This window comes from Pseudoalteromonas sp. NSLLW24 (genome assembly GCF_015864725.1).
GTDB lineage: Bacteria > Pseudomonadota > Gammaproteobacteria > Enterobacterales > Alteromonadaceae > Pseudoalteromonas > Pseudoalteromonas arctica.
In genome coordinates this window covers 201,668-226,349 of sequence record NZ_JADYWQ010000005.1, presented here as the reverse complement: position 1 = coordinate 226,349, position 24,682 = coordinate 201,668, and the positions used below count along the sequence as shown (strand labels likewise).

Sequence of the window (24,682 nt, the reverse complement as noted above, 5' to 3'; positions counted from 1 at the left end):
AAGTACTGCTATTATTAATTAAATATATCACTCCAATTGCGATTAATAAGCGGGAGTACTTCGGTATTAGGTACCGGTTTACTAAATAAGTACCCTTGAAAATGCATGCATCCTCGCGCCTTTAAAAAGGCGAGTTGGTGCGAGCTTTCTACGCCTTCAGCTACACATTCTTTACCTAAACTATCCGCAAGCGCGAGTATTGATTGAATAATAGCTTCATCGTCAGAATCTATGCCTATGTCTTGTACAAAGCTTCTATCTATTTTTAATACATCAATAGGAAAACGCTTTAAATAAGTAAGCGATGCGTAACCCGTACCAAAATCATCCATATACAATCTACAGCCCAACTTTTTAAGTTGTTCCATGCTGTGTAGCGCTTCTTTTGAATCACGCATTAATATTGATTCGGTTATTTCAAAAACAATTGCCTCAGACGATACTCCTGAATTACTTAACGCTTTTTTAATTTCAGGAACAAGGTCTTTAAACTCAAAATCAAGAGCCGATAAATTAATAGATAAATACAGGCTAGGTGAGGCTTTTCGCCACTCTTTTAGCTCTAATAAAGCGCGCGCAAAAGTCTGCAGCATAATTTTTGTAATTAGGCCTATACCTTCTGCTGCCACCGAAAACTCTTGAGTTTGCACAAGCTTATTTTCAGGCCAACGCAGCAGTACTTCAAAGCCTTCTGTTTTTTGACTTTCAGCGTTAATGATAGGCTGGTAGTAATTACAAAATTCTTCTTCTTGATACGCTTTAGTTAGCTGAGACTCAAGATGCAGCGCTCTTTGAACATGCTGATTCATCTCTTGCTTATAAAACTGATAACGCCCCTCTAAAGAGTCTTTTGCATGATATAACGCTATGCTCGCAGCTTTTAAAAGCGCAGAGCCTTGCTGTGCATCATCTGGTGATATAGACACACCAATACTTAAATTAACGTTTACAACTTGGCCATTAATCGTAATATTTTGATTCACACAATCCATCAACTTAGTGCATATAATGAGTACTTGTTCAATTTGCTGAATATCTTCCACCAGTACTACAAATTCATCGCCACCAAATCGAGCAACACTATCAGACGGACGTAAGGAGCATTTTAAACGCTCAGCAACTTCTTTAATTAGCTCATCAGCAACTGCATGCCCCAAAGAGTCATTAAAGTATTTAAAACGCTTAATATTTATATGTAATAAAGCGACTTTACATTCGTGAAATTTTGCTTGCTCAAGGGCGTGTTCAACGCGGTCATTAAATAATGTACGATTTGGCAACCCTGTTAAGGCATCGTAGTTGGCCAATAAGTGCAGCTCGTTTTCGGCTGATTTTTGTGCATTTATATCGGTTAAAATAATGACATAGCTATTAAGGCGCTGTTCGTTATCCGCCACTGCACTTATTTTCACAAGTACATGACGCGACTCACCACTTGCTAAAACTACACTGTCTTCACACGAAAAGTGCTCTCCAATAGATAGCTTTTGCATTATGCGTAAATAATCAAAACGATTGCTGCGCGATATACCTAAATTTAATGCTCGACTAGATAACGACTCAGCAGAGAAGTTAAAGGCGGTTTGCAGTGATTTATTAGAAGCCCGAATATTTAAATTTTTATCGAGGATAAACACCCAATCACGTGTTTGCTCAAATGCTGCCGTAAATAGTAAAGCGTGTTCTTCAAACACCATCTCACGGGTCATATTTGTGTAGGTACCCGCTACTTTTTGTGGCGTTTTATCATCCCACTCAACTACTTTTCCAAAATCCTTATACCAGCGCCAATAGCCTTTTGCATGGCGCAGGCGGTAGGTGCAATTAAAGTAACCTTTATCGGTAGATAAAAACTCAAGCCACTCTAAGCGAAATAGCTGCTTGTCTTGCGGATGAATTTTAGATAAATATTCATCAAGGCTCACGGTTTCATTTTCGTAGCCTAACTCACTCGCTAAGCGAGGTTGGTAAATACTTGGATTACTTGATTCCCAATCCCAAACACCCGATTCGCTGCCTTCAAGCGCGAGTTTTAAACGCGCTTCGCTTTCTTTACTTTCTTTATTTGCTGCCAATAAAATACGCTGAATTTTATTACGGCGCATAACCCACATGGCAACAAAGCCAATAAACAGCATGCCGTAAAGCACCATAAAATAAGGTGCACGCCAAAGCGGATACTTTACTTTTATTTTTAAAATAGCAGGCGAGGTATATTCGCCAGTCAACGGGTCTTTAGCCCAAACTTTTAATTGATAATTACCTGGATTCAATTTTGGAAACAATACACGGTTGTTATTTCGGGTATAACTTTTTTGTCCGTTATCGAGTTGATACTCATAAATGATGCGTTCTTGATTACTAAATGCCATGGCCGAAAATGCAACTTCAAGCCCAATATCATCATGGTTTAACACAACCTCGTTGAGCGGTTGTTTTAGATCAAGCGATAAATCTCGTGACATTAAATCAACTCGCGTAATATTTACGTGATCAATAAGCGACTGATAGTTTTGGTTTTCCATTGGATGAAAATAAGTAAAACCTTTTAAGCTACCATACGCAATATGGCCATCTTTGAGCTGTGCCATGGCGTTGCTATTAAACTCAGCAGAGAGTAGCCCTTCTGATGTAGAAAATTGCTGAAAATGAAGTGTTTCTGGGTTTAATCGCCAAATGCCTTTATGGCTACTCATCCAGATCATGCCATCATCATCTAGCACCATATCGTATAGTAGAGTGCCTAATTTATTCCTCTCTAAATCGATTGTATGAACTAATTGATAGGTAGATGCGTCAAGGCCTATTAAGCCGAAATTAGAAAGTGATATCCACAATATATTGTTGTTATCAATTAAGTAAGAAAGCACGCTAATGGCTACGTTTTCATGCTGTTTTGGCACTTTATAAATCATTTTAAGTGCTAAATCACTTGGGTTTACTTGGTATAAAATACCGGCATTAAAAAATAATGGTGAATCTGGTTTATTGCTCAGCGCAGGTAAAAAGCCATGGGCTAAAAAGGGTTCAAATTGATCAAACTGACCACCCAAACGCGTTATTACTTGAGAATCTATATTGTATATAAATACCCCATGATCTGAGTGCACAAAGTATAGATCGCCATTTGGCATTAATGTAACGCCATGTACCCTACCGGTAATTAACTCCTGATTAGCAGGGTTATGTACTTTAGGTTCGCTAACTTGATGCGTTACAGGGTCAAAAATAAACAAACCACGGTTTGTATAAAGCCATAAATTATTTTTATAAGGCGTTATTTCATATACGGTAAACTCAGTGGTGAGTAAGTCGACTTTGTAATCTTTTAAATAAGCTTTACCAATATTTGTTTTTAAATCAACCTCGGTAATACCGTTATGCGTTGCAAGCCAAAGCTTGTCTTTATATTCGGTAATCCCCCAGATAGAGTGATGCGATAAACCATCCCCCCCGAGCAAAGTGCCATCGACATTATTAAAATGATAGCTGTCGTGAGATAAGTAAAACGCACCATCAGTCTTAGTCGCAACCCACGTACCACCCGATTTGTCTTTAGCCATATCAATAATACTGGTATCGGCAAGTGTGTACTTACTTTGGGCTATTCGAGTATTTTTAATCATCTCTCCGGTGTTTAAATCAAATTTAAACAAGCCTTTGTCGGTAGCTAAATCTATTGTTCCGTGTTCGTTTACTATGCTCCACACATTTAGGTCACTTAGTAATACTTTACTTTGAAAAGGTAAATCTGGGCGTTCAAACATTTTTGATAAGTTACTAATATCAACTTCGTATAAGCCTTGTACCGCCCCTACTAACAACTGTTTATTTTCACCTAATGCGAACGACTTAACATTATTTTGGTAAATATGATCAGCCTCACCTTTTAAATGCTGTAGAGGTCTAACTTGCTCTGTGGCAATATCAAATACGTATGCACCATGGCTTGTACCTATAAATATATAACCATTGTAAGCAAATAGCTTTCTCACAAGGGTATTTTTATATTTAGCCGGAAGCTCAAAAATAGTTGTGATTTTTCCGGTTGCTATATCAAGCTTTGCAAAGTCGCGGCCTCGGCCAATCCAAAGTGTTTTTTTATCAACGGCCACCATACTAAAAACAGACTGATTGATAATTTCTTCTTCACTGGTAGGTTTTTCTAGAAATTGCTGATATGAATCTGTTACGGGGTCGTATCTAAATAGGCCTGCAAGTAAAGAGGCTATCCAAATGTGCCCTTGAGGGTCTTGGTAAATACGATCAATGATCGCTTCTTCTAATTCACCATTAGGGCCGTTTATTGGAATAACTTGATAGCCATCATAACGATTAAGCCCAGCCTCAGTAGAAAGCCAAAGGTAACCATTAGTGTCGATAAGCATTGTATTAACGTAGCTTTGCGATAAGCCTTCGCTTGGAGATAAACGTTTTACTTGTGCGCCTACTTGGCAACTTAGGATAGTTATTAAAACTACAAAGCAACTAATGATCCCATTAACGCATTTACTCATGCTTATTCCATATTATTATTTATTATTATGGGTACTCTAGAGCGACTATATTTCGATGTTTGTAAGTATCAAAAAGTACTTGTAAAGCAAGAGTATATGTTAACACTTGGTTAAAACCAATAGCACAATATAAATCAACTACGTTTTTATATGCGAAGGTATTAATCATCTTATCTTGCGACTTTAAGAGTGTTGATAATAGCTGTTTAGCAACACCTTTACCGCGATGTTCCAGCGCAACAAACATGGTAGATAAAAATAAGAACTCTGTTTTATCTTGCAGCCTACATGCTGCAACTATTTCATTATTATAGTAAGTAACCCATACCTTATCTTGTTTATTAGCCCGCCCTCTTACATTATGTTTTTTATAAAATTTATTAACGAGTGGAACTTTTAGCCCATCCAGCAACTTAACTATATACATTTTTATATCAACACTTAGCTAAGCATTAGCGCTAAATACTGCTCAAATTTTTGCTTCAAAACCATTTGTTCAGCCATTGGACGGCTATGGATTGTGTTATAAACTTGCTCTCTCGTTTTTTTATTTCGCTTAATTTGATACGCCCAAAAAGACGCTTCATAATCTAACTGAATTTGGTATTTTTCTTCACGTGGCAATAGGCATAAATTAAAACTCACAATACTTCCTCATCCGCTTTTAAAATTATTTGATTAACCCCGAAACTGGGCAAGAGGTAATCTCCTTGTTATTATACGCGTCTTATTTTATTTATTTCTGTAGTAATTGGAACTGATAATGAATAGACATTTTAGTATCTTGTTATTATTGGTAAATTTATTTTTTAGTGCCTCTTGTTTTAGTCATCAATACAACCTCACTTTTAATCGTCCGCAAAGTACACCACAAGCTGATTATGCCTTAGAGCTATTAAAGTTAGCATACGCAGATATCGGTTTTAAAATACATATAATCGATTTTAGTCACCAAAATGCTTTGCTAGCTGCAAATAATGGCGTACTTGATGGGCAGTTAGGAAGAGATGCAAGCGTTGAAGAAAATTACGAAAACTTAATTAGGGTCGATTATGAGCTATTTAAGTTTGACTTAGTATTATATAAAAACTGTTTACCTAGCAGTTTAGAACAGCTCGATAGCGTCGCAATTGTTGATGGCTACCCTGTCCAAGAACATTATTTAGCAAGCACACAGTTTGCAGGGAATATTATTAAAGTTAAAAGCATGAATACCCAACTTAATTTGCTTGCTCAGAAAAAAGTACAGGGAGCTTTAATGATTAATTTTATAATGCAAAACAATGAGCTCCCGTCACCTCAAGGTTGCTTTGTAAAAGAAGTGTTGAATACTTATCCGCTTTATCATTATTTAAATAAGCGTAATGAAAACTTGGTAGAAAAGCTTAAAATGTCATTAATTAACTTAACTAACAATGGCACTGTGTACGCACTAAGAGCCAAGTATGGATTAAGCTTTTAAAAGTCGAACCCTTGCTGCTGCGCCTGTGTGCTTGGCACTGCATTTTGCTGCTTTTTTTGAAGATAACGTTTGTAGCGCTGCTGGCACAAACTAAGCACCTTCTTTTTTTGGTCGTTGGTTAAGGTATTCCACGAAAAGCGTTCATCCCGACTACGATAACACCCTTTGCAATACCCTCTGTTATTAACTAAGCAAATACTCTTGCAAGGACTTGGAATATCAAATATTTCAATTTGTTGCATGCATAAGTACCGCCCAGTTGAAGAGGAGGTATTAGTATAGCGTTATTTTTGAGCAAAAAAAAAGCAGCAATTTAATTGCTGCTTAATTTCATTGAGCTGTGAGTATTAATGTTCACAGCTATTAGTATTTATCTCTGTTTTACGGTGAAATGGCTTAGCGTACATAGCTAGCACTAATGGTTTTAACTCTTCAGGTACACAAGCTAAACGTTGTTCAAATGTCGCTGTATCAGGAGAGTCTATTACCGCATCTTTACAACCACCAGCGATGTAATTGCCTGGGTGTAAATAAAACGAATCAACAATTTGCCTATCAATTGTTTTAGCAAGCTCTTCAGCACTATCACATTTAGATTCAATTGGTTGCCCAAATGCTAAATGCACGTGCCCTTTAGCAGTACTAAAGCCTTCAACAATGCTCGCAATATCTTCACCAGCCGATTTAACGTACTCACCATGATGTTGCTTGTGGTAAAGCTCTTTGGCTTTAGCAATTGCACACGGCTCATATTGATAAGAAATAGAAACAGGCACTATTTTTAACTCTTTAATATAATCGCCAAACTCTTTCTTTTGTTTACGCCCATTTAATTGCAGCATCTTTAAAAGCGCAGGATCAGTTTGATCAAAACCGTCTTTTGCACGCCCTTCTTTTTGCGCAATCCAAATAGAATTTCCACCGACCACAGAATCGTAAATGTATGACGATAATTGAGTCAGTGCTTTTAACATCTCTTTTGGTGCTTTAGCAGAGCGCTTAACTATAAAGCTTTTATTTAGACGCATAAGCTCAGTAATGTAAGGTATTTGCAATAAATTATCGCCAATAGCAATACGCACTGTTTTCATTTTATGTTGGTATAAACCCCAGTTAACTAATGCAGGATCAAGCACTATGTCTCTGTGGTTTGAAATAAATAAATAGGCCTGGTTAGCATCTAACTGTTCTAACCCAGAAAAGGTAACCTTTGATGTGGTGCGTTTCACTAGTTTATCTAAGTATTGTGCCACTTCATTTTGCACATCTTCAACGGTGCTTACTTTGCCCCATTTTTTACGTAACTGACTTCTTACCATTGGACGCGCAATAAAAGGCACTGCCGATAAAAAGCGCGGTAAATTATACTTTGCTATTACATCAATAAACGCATCATCGTTAATTAAACGTGTAAGCGACGCCGCAACTTCGTCGTCGTTGTATGGGCGTATATCTGCGTATTTATCTTCTAATTCACTCATTACTACATCTACAATGTTAAAAAACGGTACGCCAAAGCGCACCGTTTATGTCTATATCCGATTATAACTCAGCCAATCTAAAATGCGAAATAACCAAAAAACGATTTTTATTTTTAGCAACTTGCTTTAAAGCCGAGTTTAATTACCTTCTATGACCATGAGCTTGCTTAAAAGTGCAAAAATCTGATCAGTCTAGCAAAATACCATGTTCTCAATCTGCTAGTGGGCAGACCACTAATACAAAGCCCTCTAATCATTTGGTAGTAATACCATTAACAAAGCCTTTCTTTCGTAGTACCTTAAGCTCGTATTTTAGATTTTTGATGGATCGTAGGCATCTTTTTACGATTTTAACTCTTTCAGATCCACTTATTTTAGGGCTCATAATGAACATTACTATTCTTGATAACGCAACGTTAGCTAAAACGTCTCTTACTGGTATTGAACAACTTGGTAAATTAACGACTTATGAACTTACTAGCCCAGAGCAAGTTATTGAACATTGCCAAGGTGCTGATGTATTAATCACTAATAAAGCCGTTTTAAATCGCGACACTATTAGCAAACTTACACAGCTTAAATTAATTTGTGTAAGTGCAACTGGTACTAATAATGTTGATCTAGAAGCCGCTAAAGAATTTGGTATTGCCGTAACTAATGTAGCTGGCTATTCAACACCTTCTGTTGTTCAACATACGTTTTCTTTAATTACTAACTTACTGGGTAACACCCACCGCTATCAGGCGGATTGCCAGCAAGGCGCGTGGCAAAAAAGTGAAATGTTTTGCATACTCGATTACAGCTTTAACGACTTACAAGGTAAAACATTTGCCATTATAGGCGGTGGTACGCTAGGTAAAGGCGTTGCTAAAGTGGCTGAGGCATTTGGCGCAAATGTTATTGTTGCAGAGCGCAAAGGTGTTAAATGTCGCGACGGTCGTACGCCTTTTGAAGACGTCATTAAAACAGCCGATATAATCAGCGTACACTGTCCGCTAACAGATGAAACACGTGATTTAATTGCACTTAATGAGCTTAAAATGATGAAGCCAAGCGCTATAATTATTAATACAGCACGTGGTGGAATTATTAACGAATCCGACTTAGCTACAGCGCTTGAGCAAAACCTAATTGCTGGAGCCGGTGTTGATGTACTAACTAAAGAACCAGCTGAGCTTTCAAACCCACTTGCTAATTACAAAGGTAATAACCTTTTACTTACTCCACATATAGCATGGGCAAGCACCGAATCTATTGTGCGTTTAATTAATGAAGTAAGTTTAAATATTGCTGCATTTAATAAAGGCGAATCACGCAACCGCTTGGTGTAGTGATTTTATTGTAGTAATCAAATAAGCTAAAAAATGGCTGTTTTTACTAATACATTTAATATTTTATTAGATAAAAACAGCTTAACCCACTTAACAAACTGATTAATAACAACTTATAAATATGGTCTACTCTTTGCTTTAATACAGCTAATAACCAATTAAAAATCTTATTAAGGTAAATAAAAATGAAAAAATCACTTTTAGCAGCCGCTTTAATCGCTCCATTTTTAACAGGCTGTGTTATTGCCGTATCAGATGGTGAAGCTGAGACTCATTGGGCTGGTAAGAATTCATCTAGCTGGCAAGCACAACATAAAAATAATCGTGAAGTTATATCAGAGCTAAAAATTGATAGCAGTTACCAATCTGTTTTGACGCAATTAAAAACGCCTAATTTCACAGAGCTATTAAAAAAAGATGACGATGTATACCAAGTACTTTTTTATGTAACTCATAGCAAGCATTCAGATTCTAAAACAACGAAAGATGAATGTACGCCACTTGTATTTAAAAATGATAAGTTAGTGGGCATTGGTGAAACCGCTTTAGGTATGATCACGCAGTAACCAATAAAAAGTAGTTTGATACAAAAACGCCAATATATGAATATTGGCGTTTTTGTATATTAAGTTTTTAGAGTGCAACTATTCTATCTCGCCCTGCATCTTTAGCGGCATATAGGCCTAAATCGGCCTCTTCTAATAACGCTTGCTCAGCATACACTTTACCACTTTGAGTGGTGGCGATACCTATACTAATAGTGATGTGGTCTGCATTTAATGAGCCTTTATGTTCTATATTCAAAGCATTTACAGCATTGCGTAATTTGTTAGCAAACTCCATAGCCTCATGCCTATTCATTCCAGGTAATACAGCTGCAAATTCTTCACCACCATAACGAGCTATAAAGTCACTACCACGTTCACATTGAGCTGCGAGTGCTTGTGCAACATCCTTTAAACATTCATCGCCAGCACGATGTCCGTAGCAATCGTTGTAACGCTTAAAGTGGTCTATATCCATAAGTAACACTGATAGCGGGGTTCCACTGCGTTTACTTCGGCGCCATTCACGAGCTAAGTTTTCGTCTAGGTAGCGTCTATTTGGGATTTCAGTTAAGCCGTCGATTGAGGCTAACATTTCTAGCAGATCATTTTTTTGCTTTATAAGTAATTGGTTACGAACCCTAACACGCACAATAGAAGGGCTAAATGGCTTGGTGATATAATCCATAGCACCGAGCTCTAGGCCCTTAGCTTCGTCGTCATGGCTACGATTAGCTGATATAAATATAACGGGGATCGATTGAGTTATCGGATTTTCTTTAAGTTGCACAAGCACTTCATAGCCGTCAATTCCTGGCATAATCACATCAAGGATAATTAAATCAACTTGCGCAGTTTTTACAAAGGTCAGTGCTTTTTCACCACTTTCAACTAAGAATACGTCGTGTTCTACTTTAAGTGTTTTTTCAAGTACTAATCTGTTGATTGGATCATCATCTACAATAAGTACTTTAGCTCTTTTCGACATCCCTAGCCCCTACCCCTTTTATAAAAACAATTACCTGTTCTAACTGCATAATAAGCTCTTTCAGTGTTATTTCAACAGGCTTGTTAGTTGTTTTAAGTGTTCTTTCACACAATAAAGCGCAGTGAGACAATCGTCTAAAGCCTAAATTACCTGCTACACCTTTTATACTATGCACTAAGCGTACCAAATCATCCTTATTGGTTGTTTCTTCTATTTGCAATAGCTGGGTTTCGCATAAATTAGCAAATTTATCAATCATTGTATTGAGGAGCTTTTCATCCATACTAAACTGCGTTAATGCGAATGATTTTTCAAAAAAGCTTGGTTTAACTAAGTTTAAATCGGCAATTGCATCAATAAGTACCTTAGCAACAACCGGTTTAGTTAAATGCTTATTCATACCGCACTTTAAAGAACGTTCAATATCAGCGGGTTCACAATGAGCCGTTAAAGCAAAAATAGGCAGTTGCTTTGCGTCAAACTGTTGACGAATTAATGCCGTAGCTTGGCAGCCATCTATTTGCGGCATTTGCACATCCATCAATATTAAGTCAGGCTTTAAAACTTGCAATAATTCCATGCCGATAGATGCGCTTAAAGCGGTAACAACACTTACGTTTGCTTGGCGTAATACACTGCTAATTATTTCTAAATTAAGTTGATTATCATCAATGGCTAATACAAGTAGACCCGATATATCAACTTTAGTTTCAGCAGTATTATATATTACGGCATTGGTACTAGCTTTAGGCTGTTGCTGAGAGTTCAAGCTAAATAGCCTTTGTCCCAATGCAGAGGCTTTAACGTGATGCGCAGCTAAATGCTCACTTGTTGGTAAATTAAGTGTGTGCTGATGATTAATAATAATTACCGATGTTTCTTTAGCTGATAACGAATCATTAATTGCTTCAACATTTAAAAGTGCAGGTAAATCGGCCGCATCGATTATTATTTGCTGAGTATTAGAGAGCTTAATTGGGTATTTGAGTACTTCATCTAAATTAATATTAGCAAGCTTTGCATAAGCATTTGTTACTTGCTTAAGCTCTTTACTTTGATCCGATAAAATAGCCAATGTATTAGTCGGTAACATTGTATTTTTAGTGGTATCAACCAAAAAGCTAACGCTGAAGTAAAACTCACAGCCATGGCCTTTTTTACTCTTTAAAGCAATCTCCCCTCCCATTAATGACACCGCATGTTTAACAATCGCTAATCCTAACCCAACACCATGATGTATACGTGTTGAAGACTCATCACCTTGCGTAAAGGCGTCAAATAAACGCCTTTGATCGGCTTCATCTATGCCCATCCCCGTATCAATTACTTTAAAGCAAATATGCTGTTGCTCTAGGCTATCACTTTCAATAAGTTCCATTTTTAAAGTGATAGAACCTGTTTTTGTAAACTTAACAGCATTTGTTAATAAATTACCTAATATTTGCTGTAAGCGAATGCTGTCGCATATCAAATCAGGCGCTATTAACGGGTCAATATCAATAACAAATTCAATACCTTTTCCTTCGCACAATGGAGCCGTTAAACTTTCACAAATATCCACCAGCTCAACCATACTAAAAGATGCTTGTTTTAAATCGGTTTGCGAACTTTCTATGCGTGCAAAATCAAGCATTCTATTGAGCATTAGCAACAAGCTTTGTGCTGCATGCTTAGCTTGATCCGTTTGTTGTAATTGCTTTTGCGTTAATCCTTGCTCAATAAGCATATCAAGCAGCCCTAAAACAGCATTAAGAGGAGTGCGTATTTCATGACTTAAATTGGCTATAAAGCGACTTTTAGCAAGGGTTGCTCGTTCGGCATCTAGTTTTGATTTAGTTAATGCGCTCACATCCTGAATGTGAATAACGTAATAAGCTGGGTCGCGGTTTTCATCCCATACAAGCGATACACTCAGTTGCAACCAACTTGTTAAGCGCCCTTGAGCAAGCGTTAAGTGGTATACGCGTTTTTTGTCATCTAGCAATTGCGCTAAAGTGCTTTTTATTTGCTGCCATTGAGTATCGTCAAACAATGCTTTTAACTGCTCACCAACCAGTACTGGCTGTTCAGAAAACTGCTTTCTTGCCGCTTTATTTACTTGTAATATTGTGTGCTCAAGCGAGAGTAAAACCACGCAGTTAGCCGCAAATTCAATCGCACTTCTAAATTTAGATTCTGATGCTTTTAAGGCCAATAATGCTTGTTGCTGTTCGGTAATATCGCGACCAATACCCATAGTCCCCAACAGATGTTGGTGCTCGTTATAAAAAGGTGCAATAGTAAGTTGATACGTTTTTTTATCGGTTTCTATTCGCTGTTCAACACTGTTTCTATTTTGTAATACTTGTTTTTCAAGCGCATTTATTTGTTGATCGTTATCACCTAAATCATCTACATATTTACCGACTAATGCAGTTTGATCTTTACCGATGTACGCCTCAAATGCTTTATTGCATCCTAAGAATGATCCATCAATATTTTTAAAATAAATAAGATCTGGCACACTGTTTAGCATAGTGTTGAGCAAAGCCAAGTGGCGCTCTTTTGCTTCGTAACTGCGGCTTAGTTTTTCTGATTGCAGCTGAACTTGGTCGTCCAGCGCTTTATTTGCACTTTGTAATGAATCTACTAACTGTTTGTTTTTAGTAAATACCCGCTTCACTTTAGAAAACCAAGGCTGCCAGCTCAGCGGTACTTTATAATCGAGCTGCACTTCTTGCTGTGTACCGTTACTCTCTAGGTACGACATTAAGTGAGTCATTGGCTTAATAAAAATGCGCTGACTTAACCAAAAAAACACGCCAAACATAATACTTAAAAATAGCGTTAAAAATGCAAACTCTAATAGTATTTCATACTTAATTGGGCTTATTAGTTGGGGTTTGTGCTCGTAAAATGCTGCGTGAATAGGTAACTCATCCATTGGCTGCATAAAGTAATTACTATCACTAGTTAAGACTGTTTTTTTACTATGGTGCTGGGCCAAATCAGGCCAATAATTTTTTAATGCTGTTGCTTGCTCTATTAACTGTTTAGAGCTGGCGATAACTTGATGTGATTGGTTCATAAAAACGTATTCACCACTGTTCGGTGAAACCTTTTTTAACCACCCAGAAATTGCCTGAACATCATAAATCAAAATAATGTAATCGGCTGAGCCGGTGCTTCGTTGTCGGCCAATAGCAAAATACGATTTATCATTCACTTTAACAATAGGACTTGAAGTAAGTTTGTTTGGTGCAAATTTTGGCTTAAATTTTCCATTTAGGATTTCAGTAAGCATTAAACTTTGGCTTTTGTTACGCCTGCTTACATAAGCAAAGCCATTATTATCAACATATGCTACACCAGACAACGACTGCATTAATGCAAGCGTTGTATTAAACGAAGGCCCTAATGTAATAGCCTGCTGCCACTGTACTAATGCCTTAGTAGATAACGCAAACTCCCCCTTACCTACAATTTCAGTGCCTTGCTCACTAAAGTGACGGTAATAGTAACCATCATATTGATTTATGCCCTCAAGTAAGCTTTGGTTTACTTTTGGATAGGTCGTTTGTTCGTATAAGCTAAACATGGTGGTGAGTAGATTACTCACCGACTCCATCCCGTGAGTAACCTGTGCTGAAACATTCGTAAAATCGGCTTCGCGTTTTTCAACCGCCCGCTCAAGCTTTATATTATATAAGTGCAAGCACAGTAAAAAAGCGACAATCAATGGCACTAAAAGCGCAATAAATAATGAACGATAATAATGCTTCAGAGGTAAAAAATTCAATGTACTGCCTGCCATTTAGCTCGAAAATCAATCGATAGACTATCGAGCCAATTTGTTAAGCGCAAGTTATAAATTTTCTTCTGCAAATGACGCTAAGCGACTACGTACAACACCGTTGAGGTTTATAGTTGCGCTGCCTTCAAAGTTTTTAAAGCGCTCTACTATGTACGTTAAGCCCGATGTTACTGGCGTTAAATAGTTACTATCTATTTGCGCCAAGTTACCCGTACAAATTAATTTAGTACCTTCGCCGCAGCGGGTAATAATCGTTTTAAGTTGAGATGCCGTTAAATTTTGGCTCTCATCTAAAATGACCACCGCATTTTGAATGCTACGCCCACGCATAAAGTTAACCGATTTAAACTGAACATTAGCCTTCTCCATAATGTAGTTTCGGCTTGATATCGGATTTTCGTCGCCTTTGTGCAATACCTCCAGCGTATCGGTAATGGCTGCGAGCCATGGCGCCATTTTTTCCTCTTCAGTGCCTGGTAAAAAGCCAATGGACTCTGCTATTTCTGGCGTATTACGGGTAACTATTACTTTATCGTAAATACCTTTTTCGATGACCATTTCAAGGGCGCTGGCAAGCGCTAACAAGGTTTTACCACACCCCGCAGGGCCGGTTAAAATAACAAGTTCAATACTTGTATCTAGCAGCGCATCAAGCGCCATTCCCTGATAAATATTTTTGGGCTTAACGCCCCATGCTTGTTGATGCATTAAACGCTCAACACCAATATCTTTTAGCGTTATGTGCTCGTCATCGTACGATTTAACACGCGCCGCAAACTGATCCCCTCCATCAAGTAAATATTCATTACAAAATACATCAGGTATTAAGTTTTTAGGCACATGATGAAAGGTATCTCGTCCGTGTTGCTGCGTATTACATTCCCCTACATGGTCCCAAAAATCCCCTTCAATTTTTTTATAACCACTAGTGAGTAAGCTGATATCGTCAATAAGTTGGTCGGTACGGTAATCCTCAACATATTTAAGCCCTGCGCCTTTGGCCTTTAAACGCATGTTTATGTCTTTTGTTACTAATATAACTTTTGAATCACTGTGCTGCTTTTGTAAATACACGGCGCAATTAATAATACGATGGTCGTTTTCGTTACCCGGCAAACCAGAAATGGAGTCGGCAAATAAATGGTCGTTTACAATAATGAGGGTACCTGCAGAGCTCGCTTTTGCCTTTTTGTTACTCGGCAGCGCCACGCCTTGTAGCATTTGTTCGGGCGTTGCATTTTTAAGAACTTCATCTAATCCACGAATAGCGACGCGCGCATCACGGCTTACGTCGTGTTTTCTGTCTTTTATATGGTCAAGCTCTTCAAGCACCGTCATCGGAATTACAACGTCATGTTCTTGAAAAGACAAATAAGCGAGTGGTTCGTGAAGTAGTACGTTGGTATCTAGCACATACATTTTACTTTCAAGGTTCGAAGCTTTTTCCATAGCACTTTCCTTACGTTTTATGATTTTTATGCTATACCAAAATAACTAAGTAAAACGGGCAAAACTTAAACCTGCAATACTTAATTGCCAAGGCATAATGTAAGTTTAGTCTATTTGTCATAAAAGTCCGTTTTATTACAAACTGTAATTAGTTTTGATTTACCTAAAAAAGAGTCATAAACAAGTTGTTTTAATAGTAATAATTAACACTTACAAAATTAATTAAAAGTCAGCCAAATAGCGCCTTGCAGTGGTGTTAGCTTACAGGTAACATAGCCGCCTTTTTCATCATAGACGAGACATACATGAATTTTTCCTTAGGTCAGCGTTGGATCAGTGATACAGAGTCAGATTTAGGATTAGGCACCGTTGTTGCCATTGAAGGCCGTCAGGTCAGCATATTATTTCCTGCCAGTGGTGAGAGCCGTGTTTATTCTTCGGCAGAAGCACCTGTTACCCGTGTGGCATTTAATCCTGGCGATGTGATCAAAAGCGTTGAAGAATGGGAATTAGAAGTAGAGTCTATTGAAGTACAAGGTGAGTTACTGTGTTATCACGGCACCCGTGTTGATAACGGCGAAACTGCCAAACTTAAAGAAACCTTTTTAGATCATTTTATTAAGTTTAATAAACCACAAGATCGTTTATTTGCGGGCCAAGTCGATCGTTTTGATCGCTATACACTTCGCTACCAAACGTGGTTACATAAATTTGAACGTGAACAATCGCCTATTAAGGGCTTAATTGGTCAGCGTGCTAATCTTATTCCGCACCAGCTTTATATTGCCCAAGAAGTGGGTAAACGTTTTGCACCACGCGTACTTTTATCAGATGAAGTAGGCCTTGGTAAAACAATTGAAGCAGGCATGATTTTACATCAACAAATTATTAGTGGTCGTGCGAGCCGCGTACTTATTGTTGTACCAGAAAATCTACAGCACCAATGGTTAGTAGAAATGCTACGCCGCTTTAACTTACATTTTTCTATTTTTGATGAAGAACGCTGCGACGAAGCGTTTGCAGATTCTCCAAACGTGTTTGATACAGAGCAACTAGTACTTACCAGTCTTGAATTTTTAACCAAGAAAAAACGCTGGTTTGAACAAGCAACGCTTGCTGATTGGGATTTACTAGTTATAGATGAAGCCCATCACCTAAGTATAAATAACGGCAAGCCAAGCTCAGAGTATCAACGTATGGCAGAGCTTAGCCAAGATATTCCGGGCCTTATTTTACTTACCGCAACGCCTGATCAACTTGGTCACAGCAGCCACTTTGCACGTTTGCAGTTACTCGACCCTGATCGTTTTTACGACTACGACGTGTTTAAAGAAGAAGAAGCAAATTATAAAGACGTTGCTGAAGCTGCAAATCAATTACTGCAAGAGCAAGGGCTAGACGACACAGCCAAAGCCACGCTAATTGAGCTATTAAAAGAAACCGATATTACTGATATTCTTGAAAAAGCACAGCAAGGTGATTTACCAGCACGTAAAGAAATACTTAACATGCTGCTCGATCGCCACGGCACGGGTCGCATATTATTTCGAAACAGCCGCAGCGGCATTGATGGCTACCCAAGTCGTAAATTACACGCCTACCCTATGGCACTGCCAAAACAGTATAAAACGGCTATGTCGGTTCTCGGTAATATGGGCGGCATTCAAAACCCTGAACTAAGTGCACACCGCGCTCTTTTTCCTGAAAAAATATTTCAAGAGTTTGAAGGCGAAAGCGCAAGCTGGGGTTTATTTGACCCACGTGTAGATTGGTTAATCGACACTCTTAAAACGCTTAAGCGCGAAAAAGTACTACTTATATGTGCTAAAGCTGAAACAGCTATCAGCCTTGAGCAAATACTGCGTGAACGCGAAGCAATTAAAGCGTCGGTATTCCACGAAGGTATGTCTATTATTGAGCGTGACCGCGCTGCTGCATTTTTTGCAGACGAGTACGATAATGCACAAATATTACTGTGTTCAGAAATTGGCTCAGAAGGTCGTAATTTCCAGTTCTCGCATCACTTAGTGTTGTTTGATTTACCACTGAACCCAGATTTACTAGAGCAGCGTATTGGTCGATTAGACCGTATAGGTCAAACGCAAGATGTGAACATTCATGTGCCATATTTTGAAAACACCGCTCAAGAAGTATTGCTACGTTGGTACAACGAAGGTCTAGATGCATTCGAATCTACCTCGTCAACAGGCCAAATGCTTTATAAAGAGTTCCGTGATGATCTACTTGAATATATTTCTGCGCATAACTGCGATGAAGACGAACTCGATCCATTACTTGAGCAAGTAGCACAGCAAAATGCCGTATTGCGTAAAAAAATGGAAAGCGGACGAGATCGTTTACTAGAGCTACATTCATCGGGTCAAGGTGCTGCAGATTCACTTGTAGCTGAAATCGAAAAACTCGATAATCAGTTTGAATTACCAAGCTACATGATCAACGTGTTCGACACATTTGGCGTAAGCCAAGAAGATAAAGGCGAAAATACCATTATCTTAAAGCCAACTGAGCATATGTTAAACCCATCATTCCCATCGCTTAAAGAAGACGGTATGACCGTTACCTTTGATCGCGACACGGCACTTTCGCAAGAAGACGTGCACTTTGTTAGTTGGGATCACCCAATGGTGCAAGGCACCATGGATATGATTTGTGACGACGACTTTGGTAGCGCATCGGTTGCATTGCTTAAAAACAAAAAGTTACCGCCTGGTACCTTTTTTGTTGAGCTTATTTTTGTTGCAGAAGCAATGGCACCAAAAGTATTACAGGTTGGTCGCTTTTTACCGCCTACACCAATTCGTATATTGCTTGATAAAGCAGGTAATAATTTAGGTGAGAATGTGGCATTTGAAGGCTTTAATCAGCAGTTATCAGCCGTTGGCCGCCAAACAGCAAGTAAACTTGCAGGTGCACTACAAAGCGCTGTTCACCCTATGATTACTACCGCTAAAGATATGGCACAAGAAAAACTTGAAGTTATTCGTGCAGCGTCGCTTGTTAAAATGCAAACGTCACTCAGTGAAGAGCAAGAGCGACTTGTTGCCCTTAAGCAAATTAACCCGAATATTCGCCAAGAAGAAATTACCTTCTATGATAAGCAACGCAACGACCTAACTACGTATATTGAAAAAACGCAGTTACAACTTGATGCAATTCGATTAATAGTAGTTTCACACTAGAGATTTTGGCTTTTAACCGCTAGCCTTCTAAGCTGACTCCAGAGTAAATTTGGAGTCAGCTATTAAAAGCTTAATTAACTAAATAGCTGTATCTTTTTAAACTTCATTTTAAAAACCACGTGCTCTTATTTAAATGTAAGCTAACCCTACCTCTTTAGCTTTATACTAAGTCCTTTGTTGTGCTATCTATTTTTCTCAACATAGCCGTATCTAAAAAATCAAGCTGCGCTCTATACAGCTATTGTGTGGGATAGTTGATAGGTTTATTTTCCCTTGCATAAAGTTGTTTTTTTGTTAACCTACTCGCCTTCCATTTTAGTCTTTTTGAGGTGTTTATGGCGTTTCTATCTCGTTCGATATTGGCGTTGTCCATAGCGCTCTCAAGCAGCAGTGTCTTTGCTCAAGCCCAATGCGATGTTGAATTACGTCATGGTTTAATTATTACTGACGATGCGATTCGCATATTAGATAAAGGCCAGACTCGTGTACAAATTAATAACAATAACCAACTGTTTATTCGTGGTTATTGGGTTGATTTAAGCGATGACGAAAGCAAAGTACTCGAACAATTTAGTAATGGTATTCGCCACACAGTCCCCGAATTAGTAAACCTGGCTACCGATGGTGTTAACTTAGGTTTAAGCGCTATTGAACACGTAGTTGAAGGTATGTCAGACAAAGAACCTGAAGTACTTAAAACACAACTAAAGTATGTAGAGCGCGCGCTAATGGATAAGTTTAAGCGCGGCGATGACTTCTTTTTTATAGCCCCTCAATCACTTTCGCAAATAGATGATTTTTTTACTAAAGAGATCAGCCAGCAAATTCACTCTGCAGTGCATGGATCGTTAGGTGCTATTTTGGTATCACTCGGAGATGCGTTTAAATCGCGTGAAGGTAATATAGAAGATCGTATTAACGACATGGGCCAACGCATGGATATTATCTCAAGAGAAATTGATAAGTCGCTACAAAAAAAGGCGCATCAATTAGAGCTTAAAGCTTCTGAGTATTGCGAATGTTTAAATGCACTCGATGTAACCGAATCTCGCTTACAAGCAATAGTACCTGGTATGGCCGATTACGATTTAGTGCAAATAAAGTCTTAGAGTACGTATTCGTTTTTAAAATAAAATAACACCGAGTATAAATATACTCGGTGTTTTGCTTTATGATTGATTAAATGATTGATTAAAATAAGCGCTTCTACTTTTTATTCTAAATTGGTGAGCCCGGTGGGATTGGCAGCACTTTAAAGTTGTTTGGCCATTGCCCTTTAATTAAAAACTGATTTACTTGCTCAGCTAAATATTGCTTAAACGCACTCTCGCCAGTACTTGTATGGCTCAGCATTGAGTTCTGGTTAAAGTCTTCACTCAACTTAACTAAGTAGTAACGTAACTGCGCTTGCACTTCAGGGCTTGCACTATCGCTTGCTACTAAATCAGCCATAGCTTTTGCTGTTAAAAATTGCACGCGCTGAGTGATTTTACCTGTCATTGTATTAGGTGATGACACGTTAAACACTTGGCTATATAGATCCTCAAGTAACTCATCTAAACTATAAAAGTCATTACTACGTGCTTGTTGCTGCGCTAGGCGATTTAAACGCTGTGCATTTAATAAAAGCGACAAGCTATGCTGCACTGCAACCTCGGGTAATGCCATTGCATCGAGCGTTAACCCTGTGCGTCCAACTATGCTCTCGCGCGACTTAGACTCGCCATACGCTTTTGGCGGAATTAGCGATAATACAGATTCAGGAAGTAATAAGTTACTTGGCTTAAGCGTTGCAAAAAGAGCGTTTACCGCTTCTTGTTGCATTTTTTTATCAACCACTTGTGCGCCTTTTGCGGGTGAGTCACTGCGTGTTTCGTATTCGTAATCAACACCGGCTATAAGTTTCACTGCAGCCTCAACCTGAAAACGGTGAAACAGATAAAGCGGAACTAGTTTTTCCTCTAATTGCGATAGTGAATCGCCCGTTTTAATATTATTAATACCAAACTGCGAAAGCGCTTTTTTACGTACGTCGAGTACTCGTAAAAGCTCCTGAGAAGGATTAGTGCCGTTATCCCATAGATGAGCTGTTGGATGTGCGCCACCTTTAGCACGAGCGTCGCTATCTGATATAAACTCAAGGCCTTTGGCCTTGTTCTCCTTTAAAATAGCAGCGAGTTCTGCGCTTTCATCTTGGTTAGTAAAATCGCTATAACCATATTTAATTACTTGGGTATCCCACACGCCCATGCCTGTTGCATACCCGCGCGTTACATCAAGCTTACCTTGTTCATTAAAACTAAGTAGCGGATGTGGGTAATCCATTACAGAAGCTCTATCCCCTACCGATGCCGCAAAGTTATGAGCAATACCTAATGTGTGACCAATTTCATGCGCGCTTAATTGGCGAATACGATCAAGCGCCATTGCTTGCAAGTTTTTAGCAACTTCATTGCCTTTTAAATAAGGAGCAGCGAGTGCTTCAGCTATTAAAATATCTTGGCGAACACGCAATGAGCCAAGTGTTACGTGCCCTTTAAGTATTTCACCTGTACGTGGGTCGATCACCGAACTACCGTATGACCAGCCTCGCGTTGCGCGATGTACCCACTGAATGACGTTGTAACGAATATCCATAGGGTCGGCATTACTTGGCAGTACTTTTACTATAAATGCATTTTTATATCCTGCAGCAGTAAATGCATCGTTCCACCACTTTCCACCTTCAAGCAAAGCGCTTTTTACAGGCTCTGGAACGCCAGGATCAAGGTAATAAACAATTGGTTTAACAGGTTCACTAATAGGTAAGCTTGAGTCCTTTTTAGTTAGACGATGACGCGGTATAAAACGCACGTACATAGACTCACCAAGCGGCGCTGCGTAATCTTTATGTTCTATACTCCAAAAACCTGATTGCGGATTAAACTTACGAGGCGTGTAGTTATCATCTGGTAATTGAATAAGTGAATGATGCATATGAACAGTAAGCGCATAAGGGTCGGCACTTACTTGGCGAACAAATTCACCTGGTTTTGTGCCTTTAAATGTAAGTACGGCTTCAAGCTCGGTGTTTTTTACAAATGCTTTTGAGCGATTAATATAAACGGCGCTACGTGATTCATCAAGGCTAAAGTTGCCTTGCTTACGTGCAGCAAGCGTCCGGCTTACGCCATGTACATCACTTAATAAATAAGGCGTATAATCAATAAGTGCTGTGGCTTTATCTTCTGCGACTACTTTAAAACCAGCAAGTATACTTGATGCAAACGCTTCTTTAATGCTTTGCTGTTCAGCCTTATTACTTGTATTAGCACGATAGTAAGTATTTACAGCCCGCAGCATTACTTTGTCGCCAAAACGCTCAAACTGCACAAGGTGAGTATTACCCAGCTGACCTCTATCAAGGCCTATATCGTTAGAGCCTATACCGTAAGGCAAGCTTTGCTGCAGTAAAAATTGTTGTTCAAATTTATCAACTTTTAAATATACTTTTGCGTTTTGGGTATCGTAAAAAAACGAATAATAGCCCGGAAAATGATTCATTTGCGTAGTAAATTCATCAATTGACTTAATTGCTGCGTGCGCTTGAGTTATGATAGAGCACAGCACAGTAAAGAATATGTAACTTAGTAGTGGTATTTTTTTCATAATCTTATCTTTGTTATTTGTGTTTTAAGTACGATTAGGTGGTCCCATTATAGGGTGCTATTTAAACAATACAGTTATTTAAGACGAATTTCAGCGCTCTAAGCTAATCTCTCTCACATTATGATTGGTTTTAACACGTTATCAGGAAAATAGAATGCGTAGACTCCCTCCAGTATTACTTGAAGATGGTTGTTCAAGAGAACTTTTATCATTAATTCGAACAATTTTAGCAGCATGTAAAGAAATTTCGTTTCGCGTTGGTCAAGGCGCGCTTTCTGGCGTATTAGGCTCAACCCTTGATGAGAACATTCAAGGTGAAACTCAAAAAAAGCTCGATGTATTATCTAATCAGCTGTTAAAAGATATTTTACTGGAATCAGGTACGGTTAAAGCAATCGCCTCTGAAGAAGAAGACTACACAGTAGCAGGTAACCCAGACGCTAAATTTATAGTGGCATTTGATCCATTAGATGGCTCGTCAAATACCGATATTAACTCGCTTGTCGGTACTATATTTTCTATTATGGAAGCGCCTGAGGGCTCTGACGCTGCTGATGAAAGCATTTTTATGCAACCAGGTCACAAGCAAGTTGCAGCAGGTTATGTACTTTACGGCCCGTCAACTATGCTGGCGCTTACTACAGGTAAAGGCACGCGTATGTTTACCCTTGATAAAACACAAGGCAGCTTTTTACTTACTGAAGATTTTGCCACTATTCCTGCTGATACAAACGAGTTTGCCATTAATGCGTCTAACCAACGCCATTGGCAACCAGCTATGCAAAACTACATCGATGATTTGCTAGCAGGCGATACAGGCCCGCGCGCTAAAAACTTTAATATGCGCTGGATTGCAGCAATGGTGGGCGATGTGCATCGCGTACTTAGCCGTGGTGGTCTATTTACTTACCCTACCGACGCTAAAGATCCCAAAAAGCCTAATAAATTACGCCTACTTTACGAAGCAAATCCAATGGCTATGTTAGTAGAGCAAGCTGGCGGTATCGCATCAACCGGTACCGAGCGTATTATGGATATTCAGCCTGATGCAATCCACCAGCGAGTAGCCGTTATTTTAGGTTCTAAAAACGAAGTCGAAACGTGCTTGGGATATCATAAATAATCGCTTAAAACGATTGTTTTCAATTTAAAAAACCGCATTCAATTGAAGTGCGGTTTTTTTGTAGGTGAGGTTTTACATCTCGCTTTTTAAACACCAAAGCCACGTTACATGAGCGCGAAGTAAATTCGCACCTACAGAGTTGCATATATTGTAGGTGAGGTTTTACACCTCGCTTTTTAAACACCAAAGCCACGTTACATGAGCGCGAAGTAAATTCGCACCTACAGGGTTGCATATATTGTAGGTGAGGTTTTACACCTCACTTTTTAAACACCAAAGCCATGTTACATGAGCGCGAAGTAAATTCGCACCTACAGGGTTGGTGTATGTTGTAGCTGAGGTTTTATACCTCGCTTCTTAAACAAATCAAACTTTTACTAACGCAACTATTTGAGCAAGCTTTTGATGATTAAGCTCTCCCATTTGCTCGCTATTACTGAGCGCATAAATAAAACCTTCATGCTCTGCACAATCAATGTCATCTCGCGATTCAATTACGTTTGCCCAAAGCTCTAAATCATCTAAGTCTATTTCGTTACTTAAACAGCGCTTAAGCACATCAATTAAAACCTCGGTTGAGAGAGTATAATGAGTTTTATTGCTATCAGCAGGGCTTGAAACGATAACCGATATAGCTTCGTCCCTTTGCTCACCAAATGTAATAAATTCAGCTAATGCTTTTTGTGTATTCATAATATTTGTTATTCTTGGCTCACTGTTACTAAAAAGAATTATAATGACTCAACTTAACTGCGCTAAATGCCACAGTACTCTAACGTGTAATGTAGACGATATATCAGCGTGTTGGTGCAATGAGCTGCCGGCTATTTTACCGCTAGATATCACAGCAACAAGTTGTTTATGCCGCAAGTGCACGCTTAATAAAATAAATACTTTTTTAAAGGGTGTTTATACACAACCTATTAAAACCCAAATAGACTTTGCAAAACAATTTAGAGGTAACGACAATTTAATCGAAGGGCTCGACTACACCATGCAAAATGGTTACATGGTATTTAGTAAGTGGTTTTTTTTAAAGCGAGGAACCTGTTGTAAAAATGGCTGTAAAAACTGCCCTTATGGATACAAACTGTAAAAAGTTTTAATGCGCTTTCGTATTATTTCACCACAGATAAGGTAAGTAA

17 protein-coding genes are annotated in these 24,682 nt (G+C 38.6%); 7 read left to right on the top strand and 10 right to left on the bottom strand.

Annotation, left to right across the window (positions count from 1 at the left end; translation table 11 throughout):
* Positions 1-14: 14 nt before the first annotated feature.
* The 3 genes from I6E72_RS07360 to I6E72_RS07350 are packed head-to-tail and all read right to left on the bottom strand — an operon-like array spanning position 15 to position 5,162.
* Positions 15-4,517, bottom strand: coding sequence for an EAL domain-containing protein (locus I6E72_RS07360; RefSeq protein WP_197111656.1), 4,503 nt, complete (start codon positions 4,515-4,517; stop codon positions 15-17).
* A 25-nt stretch (positions 4,518-4,542) separates the two neighbouring features.
* Complete coding sequence (locus I6E72_RS07355) at positions 4,543-4,944, bottom strand: GNAT family N-acetyltransferase (protein ID WP_165735489.1); 402 nt, start codon at positions 4,942-4,944, stop codon at positions 4,543-4,545.
* 14 nt (positions 4,945-4,958) lie between these two features.
* Complete coding sequence (locus tag I6E72_RS07350) at positions 4,959-5,162, bottom strand: DUF3283 family protein (RefSeq protein WP_002962585.1); 204 nt, start codon at positions 5,160-5,162, stop codon at positions 4,959-4,961.
* Positions 5,163-5,280: 118 nt separating this feature from the next.
* On the opposite strand from I6E72_RS07350, the gene I6E72_RS07345 reads away from it, so the two are divergent.
* Positions 5,281-5,979, top strand: coding sequence for a substrate-binding periplasmic protein (locus I6E72_RS07345; protein WP_007586939.1), 699 nt, complete (start codon positions 5,281-5,283; stop codon positions 5,977-5,979).
* Here the strand turns inward: I6E72_RS07345 and I6E72_RS07340 are convergent.
* Together I6E72_RS07340 and I6E72_RS07335 are read right to left on the bottom strand one after the other, a co-directional pair.
* A complete protein-coding gene (locus I6E72_RS07340) occupies positions 5,976-6,221 on the bottom strand; it encodes a DUF1289 domain-containing protein (RefSeq protein ID WP_007586940.1) in 246 nt (81 codons plus the stop codon). The genes I6E72_RS07345 and I6E72_RS07340 overlap by 4 nt on opposite strands.
* Before the next feature lie 105 nt (positions 6,222-6,326).
* Positions 6,327-7,460 (bottom strand): 1-acyl-sn-glycerol-3-phosphate acyltransferase, encoded by a 1,134-nt coding sequence (locus I6E72_RS07335; protein ID WP_024590668.1) that lies wholly within the window; start codon positions 7,458-7,460, stop codon positions 6,327-6,329.
* 386 nt (positions 7,461-7,846) lie between these two features.
* Here I6E72_RS07335 and I6E72_RS07330 point away from each other — a divergent pair, with 386 nt between their 5' ends.
* Both I6E72_RS07330 and I6E72_RS07325 read left to right on the top strand, forming a co-directional pair.
* A complete protein-coding gene (locus tag I6E72_RS07330) occupies positions 7,847-8,791 on the top strand; it encodes a D-2-hydroxyacid dehydrogenase (RefSeq protein ID WP_007586942.1) in 945 nt (314 codons plus the stop codon).
* Between the two features lie 185 nt (positions 8,792-8,976).
* Complete coding sequence (locus tag I6E72_RS07325) at positions 8,977-9,357, top strand: DUF3192 domain-containing protein (protein WP_197111654.1); 381 nt, start codon at positions 8,977-8,979, stop codon at positions 9,355-9,357.
* A 67-nt stretch (positions 9,358-9,424) separates the two neighbouring features.
* On the opposite strand, the gene I6E72_RS07320 is transcribed toward I6E72_RS07325, so the two are convergent.
* From I6E72_RS07320 to I6E72_RS07310, 3 genes are read right to left on the bottom strand one after another with little or no spacing between them, the layout of a single operon-like run.
* Complete coding sequence (locus tag I6E72_RS07320) at positions 9,425-10,324, bottom strand: diguanylate cyclase (RefSeq protein WP_007581985.1); 900 nt, start codon at positions 10,322-10,324, stop codon at positions 9,425-9,427.
* Positions 10,308-14,117: a PAS domain-containing hybrid sensor histidine kinase/response regulator gene (locus tag I6E72_RS07315; RefSeq protein ID WP_197111652.1), complete on the bottom strand. Its 3,810-nt coding sequence runs from the start codon at positions 14,115-14,117 to the stop codon at positions 10,308-10,310. The genes I6E72_RS07320 and I6E72_RS07315 overlap by 17 nt, the downstream gene beginning before the upstream one ends.
* 51 nt (positions 14,118-14,168) lie before the next feature.
* Positions 14,169-15,566, bottom strand: coding sequence for a PhoH family protein (locus I6E72_RS07310; RefSeq protein ID WP_101216016.1), 1,398 nt, complete (start codon positions 15,564-15,566; stop codon positions 14,169-14,171).
* 305 nt (positions 15,567-15,871) lie between these two features.
* Here I6E72_RS07310 and rapA point away from each other — a divergent pair, with 305 nt between their 5' ends.
* Both rapA and I6E72_RS07300 read left to right on the top strand, forming a co-directional pair.
* Complete coding sequence (gene rapA / locus I6E72_RS07305; protein ID WP_024609042.1) at positions 15,872-18,766, top strand: RNA polymerase-associated protein RapA; 2,895 nt, start codon at positions 15,872-15,874, stop codon at positions 18,764-18,766.
* Positions 18,767-19,101: 335 nt separating this feature from the next.
* On the top strand, positions 19,102-19,875 hold the full coding sequence (locus tag I6E72_RS07300; RefSeq protein ID WP_007581974.1) for a YggN family protein: 774 nt from the start codon (positions 19,102-19,104) through the stop codon (positions 19,873-19,875).
* A 109-nt stretch (positions 19,876-19,984) separates the two neighbouring features.
* On the opposite strand, the gene I6E72_RS07295 is transcribed toward I6E72_RS07300, so the two are convergent.
* Positions 19,985-22,414, bottom strand: coding sequence for a zinc-dependent metalloprotease (locus I6E72_RS07295; protein WP_197111650.1), 2,430 nt, complete (start codon positions 22,412-22,414; stop codon positions 19,985-19,987).
* A gap of 154 nt (positions 22,415-22,568) precedes the next feature.
* Here I6E72_RS07295 and I6E72_RS07290 point away from each other — a divergent pair, with 154 nt between their 5' ends.
* On the top strand, positions 22,569-23,537 hold the full coding sequence (locus I6E72_RS07290; RefSeq protein WP_197111648.1) for a class 1 fructose-bisphosphatase: 969 nt from the start codon (positions 22,569-22,571) through the stop codon (positions 23,535-23,537).
* Between the two features lie 366 nt (positions 23,538-23,903).
* Here the strand turns inward: I6E72_RS07290 and I6E72_RS07285 are convergent, their stop codons facing one another.
* A complete protein-coding gene (locus I6E72_RS07285; RefSeq protein ID WP_039488300.1) occupies positions 23,904-24,230 on the bottom strand; it encodes a hypothetical protein in 327 nt (108 codons plus the stop codon).
* Positions 24,231-24,273: 43 nt separating this feature from the next.
* Between I6E72_RS07285 and I6E72_RS07280 the strand changes: the two genes are divergently transcribed.
* Positions 24,274-24,633, top strand: a complete 360-nt coding sequence (locus I6E72_RS07280) for a DUF5522 domain-containing protein (RefSeq protein ID WP_197111646.1) — start codon at positions 24,274-24,276, stop codon at positions 24,631-24,633.
* The last annotated feature ends 49 nt before the right edge of the window (positions 24,634-24,682 follow it).